This is a genomic window from Pantoea sp. ME81 (genome assembly GCF_903970985.1).
GTDB classification, from domain to species: Bacteria; Pseudomonadota; Gammaproteobacteria; order Enterobacterales; family Enterobacteriaceae; genus Pantoea; species Pantoea communis.
In genome coordinates this window covers 1-8,030 of sequence record NZ_CAJCKS010000199.1, presented here as the reverse complement: position 1 = coordinate 8,030, position 8,030 = coordinate 1, and the positions used below count along the sequence as shown (strand labels likewise).

At 54.9% G+C, this 8,030-nt stretch carries 5 protein-coding genes; 4 read left to right on the top strand and 1 reads right to left on the bottom strand.

The genetic code is table 11. The annotated features are described in order from the left end of the window. From treY to H7A81_RS23730, 4 genes are all read left to right on the top strand, one after another. Window positions 1-2,208 (top strand): malto-oligosyltrehalose synthase (treY, locus tag H7A81_RS23745; protein ID WP_182058901.1); only part of this gene is annotated, 2,208 nt, incomplete at its 5' end. A 41-nt stretch (window positions 2,209-2,249) separates the two neighbouring features. Further along, complete coding sequence (gene glgX / locus H7A81_RS23740) at window positions 2,250-4,325, top strand: glycogen debranching protein GlgX (protein WP_034822696.1); 2,076 nt, start codon at window positions 2,250-2,252, stop codon at window positions 4,323-4,325. A 256-nt stretch (window positions 4,326-4,581) separates the two neighbouring features. Next, on the top strand, window positions 4,582-6,219 hold the full coding sequence (locus H7A81_RS23735) for a methyl-accepting chemotaxis protein (protein WP_182058900.1): 1,638 nt from the start codon (window positions 4,582-4,584) through the stop codon (window positions 6,217-6,219). Between the two features lie 71 nt (window positions 6,220-6,290). Further along, complete coding sequence (locus tag H7A81_RS23730; protein WP_166936045.1) at window positions 6,291-7,493, top strand: MFS transporter; 1,203 nt, start codon at window positions 6,291-6,293, stop codon at window positions 7,491-7,493. A 71-nt stretch (window positions 7,494-7,564) separates the two neighbouring features. On the opposite strand, the gene H7A81_RS23725 is transcribed toward H7A81_RS23730, so the two are convergent. Further along, window positions 7,565-7,900 carry an SRPBCC domain-containing protein gene (locus H7A81_RS23725; RefSeq protein WP_182058899.1) on the bottom strand — a complete coding sequence of 112 codons (336 nt, stop codon included), beginning with the start codon at window positions 7,898-7,900 and terminating at the stop codon, window positions 7,565-7,567. Window positions 7,901-8,030 lie beyond the last annotated feature (130 nt).

Here is an 8,030-nt window from a genome sequence, read left to right as displayed (position 1 = left end):
CTGGAAAATGCCTGGTGGCGCGATGTGATTGAGCATGGCGAAAACAGTCAGTATGCGCGCTATTTCGATATCGATTGGTCGCGTCGCCTGACGTTGCCGTTCCTCGGCGAAGATTTTGAACGCGTGCTGCAAAACGACGAATTGAGCATTAAGCCCCATCCGCAAACCGGCCATCCGGCGCTGGCTTACTACGACAGCTTCTATCCGCTGACGCCTGCCAGTTGGCAAGGACGCGCCGATGAGGTGCTGGCCATCAACGATCGCGCAGCGATTGCCGAATTGCATCAACAGCAGCCCTGGCAGCTGATCAACTGGCGCGATGCACGAAAGGATCTCTCCTACCGGCGCTTCTTTGAAATCACCGGACTGGTCGGCGTGCGGGTCGAGGATGAAGCCGTGTTCAACGCCTCACACGCACTGATTCTGGAACTGGTTCACAGCGGTGCAGTCAGTGGTTTACGCGTTGATCACGTTGATGGTCTGGCCGATCCGCAGGGGTATCTACAGCGTCTGCGCAGAGCCGCAGGTGAAGATTGCTATATCACGGTGGAGAAGATTCTGGCGGAAGAGGAGCAGATCCCGCCTGAATGGCCGATCTCCGGCACCACTGGCTATGAGTTTATCGCTGCGCTTTCACATGCATTAATCGACGATACCCAGATTGATGCGTTGCATCTGGCCTATGAAGCCGTCACCGAAGAGCGGAATGATGTCAGTGCTGGTCTGCGCGCCGCCCGTGAATTGATGGTTGACCGTAACTTCGCTGGTGAATTTTCACGCCTGCTGGCGATAGCGACCGGGGTGGCACATTTAGAACAGCGCAATTTCGGCGAAGCTGAGTTGCATGTCGCCCTGCGCGAGATGCTGATCGCCTTCCCGGTTTACCGCACCTACGGTCGCCCGGCGGGCATGCCATTGGCGGGCGAAGCACTTCTGCAACAGGTATTGGAAGCGGTGAAGTTCAGTGCGTTTCCCGCTGCATTGAGTTTCCTGCAGGCCATTTTGCTGGGCGCGATATCGGAACAAAGTGAACCGGATGCCGCTGAATTCCGTACCCGCTTCCAGCAGCTCACCGGCCCGTTGATGGCAAAATCCGTCGAGGACACACTGTTCTTTCGTAATCACGCCATTCTTGCCATCAACGAAGTCGGCGCGGAACCGCTGCCGCACCCCTTCTCTGTGGAACACTTCCACCAGCAGATGCAAACCCGGTTACATCATCAACCCGACGCACTTTCGACGACGTCAACCCACGATACCAAACGTGGGGAAGATGCCCGTGCCCGACTCTATTCACTGAGCGAAGCACCCGCACTCTGGGCAGAGAACGTCACGCGCTGGCGGGAGCTGAATCAATCCAAAGTGCTCACCCTGAACGAAGGCCCGGCCCCCGAACCGGCGGTAGAATGGATGCTGTATCAGGCGCTGGCCGGTGCGTGGCCCACGATCTTACGACCAGATGACCACGACGGTTTGCGTATCCTTGAGGCACGCTTTTTACCGTTTGTGGAGAAAGCGCTGCGTGAAGCCAAGCTTCGTACTGACTGGGCGGATGGCGACGAAACCTACGAACAGGCGGTGCTGGAATATGCAAAACATCTGCTATCCGCAGAAAACCCAGCATTCCTGACGGACTTCGTCACAGCCATTCAACCTTTCGTTGATGCCGGCCTGGTTAACAGCCTGTCACAGACCGTGATTAAGCTCACCGCACCAGGCGTCCCGGATATTTATCAGGGCAGCGAAGCGCTGGATTTCAGCCTCGTCGATCCCGATAACCGCCGTGAGCCCGATTACGCCGTGCTGGAGGCGCAACTTGTTGATCGCAGCCGTCCTGATTTCACTCAGCCCTCTGACTGGCGCAGCGGCAAACTCAAACAGCAGGTCATCGCATGCTTATTACACCTGCGCCTGGATAAGCCGCAGCTATTCCGTTTCGGCGATTATCAACCGTTGTACGCCACAGGCGCGCATCCAGAGCACCTGATTGCCTATGCGCGACAGGACAGTGAAAACAGCCTCATCGTTGTGGCGCCTCGTTTAATGCTGGAGGGCACTTCCTGGGCTGAAACGTCCATTCCCTTACCTGAGTCACTGGCCCACCGGCACTATCGCAATCTGTTAAGTGGTGCAACCTTAGCGCTTAACGAACAACTTTCTTTAGATAACTTACCGCCTTACGCGCCACTGGTGCTGATTGCCAGTTAATAACAAGCCTGTATTTCTGTTCATCTGATGGAGAGGAATGAATGTCTAACGCAAAGCCTTTAGAAATTATCGCGGGTTCGGGTCAAACGCTTGGCGCAAATTATGATGGCGAGGGCGTCAATTTTGCCCTGTTTTCAGCGTTCGCCGAGCGTGTGGAATTGTGTCTTTACGATGAGAGCGGTCAGCACGAAATCGCGCGTTTTGATCTGCCGGAAAATACCCATGAAGTCTGGCATGGCTACATTCCCGGTCTGCAGCCCGGTGCACTTTACGGCTACCGGGTGCATGGTCCGTTTGAACCGGAAAACGGCCATCGATTCAACGCCAACAAACTGCTGCTCGACCCCTATGCTCGTGAGCTGCGCGGCGATATCCAGTGGAACGATGCGCATTTTGCCTACGACCTGCTGCATGAAGATAAAGATCTGACTTTCGATGAACGTGACAGCGGGCCCTTTACGCCAAAATGCCGGGTGATCGATCCCAACGAATTTGACTGGCAGGACCGTAATCGTCCCGTTATCCCGTGGTCACAGACCGTTATCTATGAGACGCACGTTAAGGGCTTCAGCCAGTTGAACCCGGCAGTGCCCCCTGAAATGCGCGGCACTTACGATGGCATGAGCAACAAAGCCACCGTCGAGTACATTAAAAGCCTCGGTGTCACCTCGGTTGAGTTGCTACCGGTGCACTGGTTTCCGGACGATCAGCATTTGCTTGATAAAGGACTGAAAAACTTCTGGGGCTATAACTCACTGGCGTTTTTTGCCCCGGCCTCGCGCTACTTTGGCCCGCGTGGCATTCAGGGCTTTCGTGACATGGTCCGTGCCTTCCACGACGCCGGTATCGAAGTGATCCTCGACGTGGTTTACAACCACACGGCGGAAGGTAACGAATTAGGACCGACGCTGTCGTTCAAAGGCATCGATAACTTCTCCTATTACCGCACCTTGCCGGATCAGCATCGCTACTACATCAACGATACCGGTACTGGCAACACCGTGAACACCTCCCATCCACGCGTGTTGCAGATGGTGATGGATTCTCTGCGCTACTGGGCGGAATCGATGCATATCGACGGTTTTCGCTTTGATTTGGGTACCATTCTCGGGCGCGAACCGGAAGGTTTCGACCAGCGTGGCGGCTTTTTTGATGCCATGACGCAGGACCCGGTACTGTCGAAATTAAAACTGATTGGCGAACCCTGGGATATCGGCCCCGGTGGCTATCAGGTTGGGGGCTTCCCGCCAGGCTGGGCAGAATGGAACGATAAGTATCGCGACACGGTGCGTGAATACTGGAAAGGCGACAACGTCTCAACCGACTTTGCTGCACGTCTGCTCGGCTCAGGCGATCTCTATGATCAACGTGGCCGTCGTCCATGGGCCAGCATCAATTTCCTCACCGCGCATGATGGCTTCACGCTCAACGATTTAGTGTCGTACAACGAGAAACATAACGACGCGAACGGTGAAGATAACAACGACGGTCACAACGATAACCGCTCCTATAATTACGGCGCGGAAGGCCCGACCGATGACGAAGGCATCAACGCGGTGCGTGAGCGGCAAAAGCGTAACTTCCTGGCTACGTTATTGTTCTCACACGGCACGCCGATGCTGCTGGCGGGCGACGAGTTTGGCCGCAGCCAAATGGGCAACAACAACGGATATTGTCAGGACAGTGAAATCTCCTGGCTGCATTGGGAAAACTTGCCGGAGTCCGCGGATGCCTTACGCGAATTCACTCGCCATCTGCTGGCGTTAAGGGCGAAACAGCCGTTGCTGCGCCGTGAAAACTGGCGCGACGGTATGGACATAAAATGGTTTAACGCTGGCGGCGGCTTCCAGCAGGAAGACCAATGGGATGAGGGCAGCACGCTTGGCGTCTATATCGGTCGTCCCGATCTGCAAACCGAAGAGGGCATCTGGCACGATGTGTTGATGCTGTTCAATCCGTTTGAAGGCAACGTGCCCTTCCGCATCCCACAATTTGGCGAAGGCGGCTGGGTGCTGGAACTCACCACCTCCGATACCGCTAAAAAAGGGCTGGTGATTACCAAAGAGAAGGATTTTGAACTGGAAGGCCGCAGCATGGCGCTGTTTAGAAGGCCATAAATGTCAACTCGTGCCGCTGCGAAGTCCTCACAGCGGCACGATTATCACCGTTATCAGGAATCACTACTTTTTACTGGTACTGTGCGTTAGTGCCTGATCGGTTAAAAATGTTGCACCTTCACCCCGATTTTTTCGATCCCCATCACTCCTCGCTAAAAAATAATTAACTAAATCTCGCATTCTGCCGATGGTTATTAATCTGCCCTATTCCCTGATTTTCCTGAACCAGGGGTGCTTTTAGATTAAGGATAATTAGATGAACATCTCCCAGCGTCTCTTGCTGACCCTTTCCATGTTGTTTGGCGCCATCATCCTGCAGGCGATTCTTGCGCTCTCGCTACTGTCAGGATTTCAGGACCGTTTTGAATTTGTGCAAACTAACGCTATTCCTTCGATTAAGGACATCGGCAAACTGATCGACCATAGTAACCAGCTGGCCATCACGCTGTACAAACACCAGAGCCAGATTCACGACAGCAACATGCCTGCCGTAGAAAAACAGATCGATGAGCAAATCAATGCACTGAAAGCGCTGACCGATTACTACATGGCAAACGATATTTCGAATGAGGAAGACAAACGCCTGACTAACGTCGCTTTTGATAACATCCAGCGCGTTGCATCGCAGTTACCTGCATTTCTCACAGCGTCACGTGCTCACCAGAATGAAGTGAGCCTGAGTTTGCTGGAAGGAGATAGTGGTGTGGGTGCCGCCATTCGTCAGATGATCGCTGATTATCAAACTCAGCAGGCACTCAATATTACTGCGGGCGACGCATTGCGCGCCACCAATCAAAGCACCTTCCATTTTGTCTTTTGGGCCACCGTTGCAGGTGTCGCGGCGACAGTGGTGATCTTCGGTCTCTTCTCGCTGTTTACCGTGATGCGTATTCGCCGCAGTTTGGGCGCGGTTGGCAAGGTCATGCTGGCGGCCAGCGAGAACCTCGATCTGACCTTAAGCGCCGATGAGAGCCGGCGAGATGAAGTGGGCAATATGGCACACTCCTTCAATATTTTGATGCAGCGCGTCTCTGAAGCCCTCTCTTCAGTGCGTAAAGCGTCTCAGTCCGTGAGCAGCGCTTCGGTGCAGATTTCAGCGGGTAATGAAGATCTCTCTTCACGCACCGAACAGCAAGCAGCATCGCTGGAGCAAACGGCTGCCAGCATGACGGAACTCAGTGAGACGGTGCGCCAAACGGCGGACAACACCCGGCAGGCGAGCCAGCTGGCAGCCAATGCCAGCGCGCTGTCAGAGAAAAATGGAACCTCGCTCACCACCATGCTGTCGACCATGGACGAGATTCGTGGCAGCTCGCGCAAAGTAACTGAGATTGTCTCGATCATTGAAGGTATCGCCTTCCAGACCAACATTCTGGCCTTGAACGCGGCGGTTGAAGCGGCGCGCGCCGGTGAACACGGCAAAGGCTTTGCGGTGGTTGCCGGTGAAGTGCGCAGCCTGTCTCAGCGCTCAAGCAACGCAGCACGCGAGATCAAAGTGCTGATTGAGGAATCTCATCGTTTGACCGAATCGGGTGCCACGCAAGCCAGTGATGTGGGCCGCAATATGGACGTGATGAATGATGCCATTCACCAGGTGAGTCAGTTGGTGAGTGAGATCGCTGCGGCTGCCGTGGAGCAGAGCCAGGGCATCGTTCAGGTGCAGCAAGCGGTTAATCAGATGGATGATGTTACCCAGCAGAACGCCGCCCTTGTGGAACAAGCCGCGGCCGCTTCGCAATCGCTGCAAGAGCAGGCGGGTAACCTGAATCAGCTGGTCGGTAAATTCCATGTCAGCGATGTCATTGACGTTCCACAAACCATCATCCGTACGCCATCGCACCCCAAGCCACAGCGTTTAGCGGTGGTTAATGACGCCGACTGGCAGAGTTTTTAATCACTGCTTCTCCCCGCGTCGCGCACGCGGGGAGCCTTTCTGTTACCCTTTCCGATAATTTATGGATGGGGATGAATATGGATTTACAGCAACAGCTACGCGGTAAATGGGCGATCTACGGCCTGATGTTTTTGCCCGGTTTCACCTGGGCTTCGTGGGTGAGTCGTACGCCTTACATGCGCGATATTCTGCATGCTTCCACTGAAATGATGGGCATGATCCTGTTCGGCTTTTCCTGTGGCTCAATGTTATGCGTTCTGCTGGCAGGCAAACTCATCACCCACTTTGGCACTAGCCGTGTCATGCGTTATGGCTTTGTGCTGCTGCTGAGTGGCGTCGCAGTCATGTTAGCTGCCCTTCTACTGCACAGCGCGTACGGTGTCTTCGCCAGCCTGGTGTTACTGGGCGGAGGGACAGCGTTAATCGATGTCGTGATAAACGTTGAAGGCGCAGCGTTTGAGCGTCTGATTGGCAAATCGATCATGACTACCATTCACGGCTTCTTTAGCTTTGGCACGCTGATTGGTGCTCTGTCGGGTCTTGCTATGACAGCCGCGGATGTCAGCATCACCTGGCACTTTGCCTTCGTGGTGCTGGTGAATCTGCTGATTGTCTCCGCAGCCCTGCGTCATTTACCCGCCACCAGCGACAGCGAACGACATGAACAGGCGCACAGCGGCGGCTTCCTCGCTCAGGTCGGACGCGAGCTGCGCGATCGCCAACTGCTGATCCTTGGGGTGGTGATTTTGGCGATGGCGCTGGCAGAAGGCTCTGCCAATGACTGGCTACCGTTACTGATGATCGATGGTCATAATCTTAATCACACGCAAAGCACGCTGGTGTACGCGGGTTTCACTGCGGGCATGACCGTGGGACGTTTCCTTGGCGGATATGTGGTGGATCGCCTGGGCCGTGTGCTGGTATTACGCGCCAGCGCATTCTCAGCCGCATTGGGTCTGGCGATGGTGATTTTCTCCAACAACCAATGGCTGGCGGCGGCGGCAGTGCTGTTCTGGGGGATTGGGGCTTCGCTCGGCTTCCCACTGACCGTGTCGGCAGCTGGCGATGGCAAAAACAGCGCGATTCGCGTGACCATCGCCGCAACGCTTGGTTATCTGGCCTTTCTGGTGGGACCGCCAGGACTGGGGTTTATTGGTGAACACGCGGGTCTGCGCATGGCGATGTTGCCGGTGCTAGTGATGGTGCTGCTGGCGTTAGTTTGTGCGGGCGCGGCAGGATCTCGTGATGCGAATAAGGCTGATCAACCCGTGTAAAGCTGGCGGCCTTCGGGCCGCCCGGAATGTACGTTTTGGGAATAAGACGCGCGAAAAAAATTAGCCCGAGGCTATGCCGCCAGCATCAATGGACCATTTTCATCATTAGCGGCCTGCAAATTCAGTTCATCGATGCGATGGACAATAGTCAATCGGGTGCCACCCACGTCATCGGGCGCGATCAGAAACGTCACGTCACTCTTCAGGTAAGGTGGCGCGTCATCACGTAACCGGTAATGGATCGATTTTCCAGGTTCGCAGGCCACAGGTTCAGCCTCCGCTAATACGGCGTTGGGTAGCCAGGCTTCCCGGTACTCCGCAATACTGATAGCGCGCCACACTTTCTCCGGCGGCGCATCCAGTTGATACTCTTGTACCAGTTCGTTGGATTTTTCGGCTTCACTCATTGGTCCATATCCTTCAGCAAACTTTTCAGGGCATCAATGCGTGTCGGCCAAAACGCGCGATATTTGGCTAGCCAGTTGACCAGAAACGTCATGCCAACCGGGTCGACTTCATAGTTCACAAAGCGCCCTT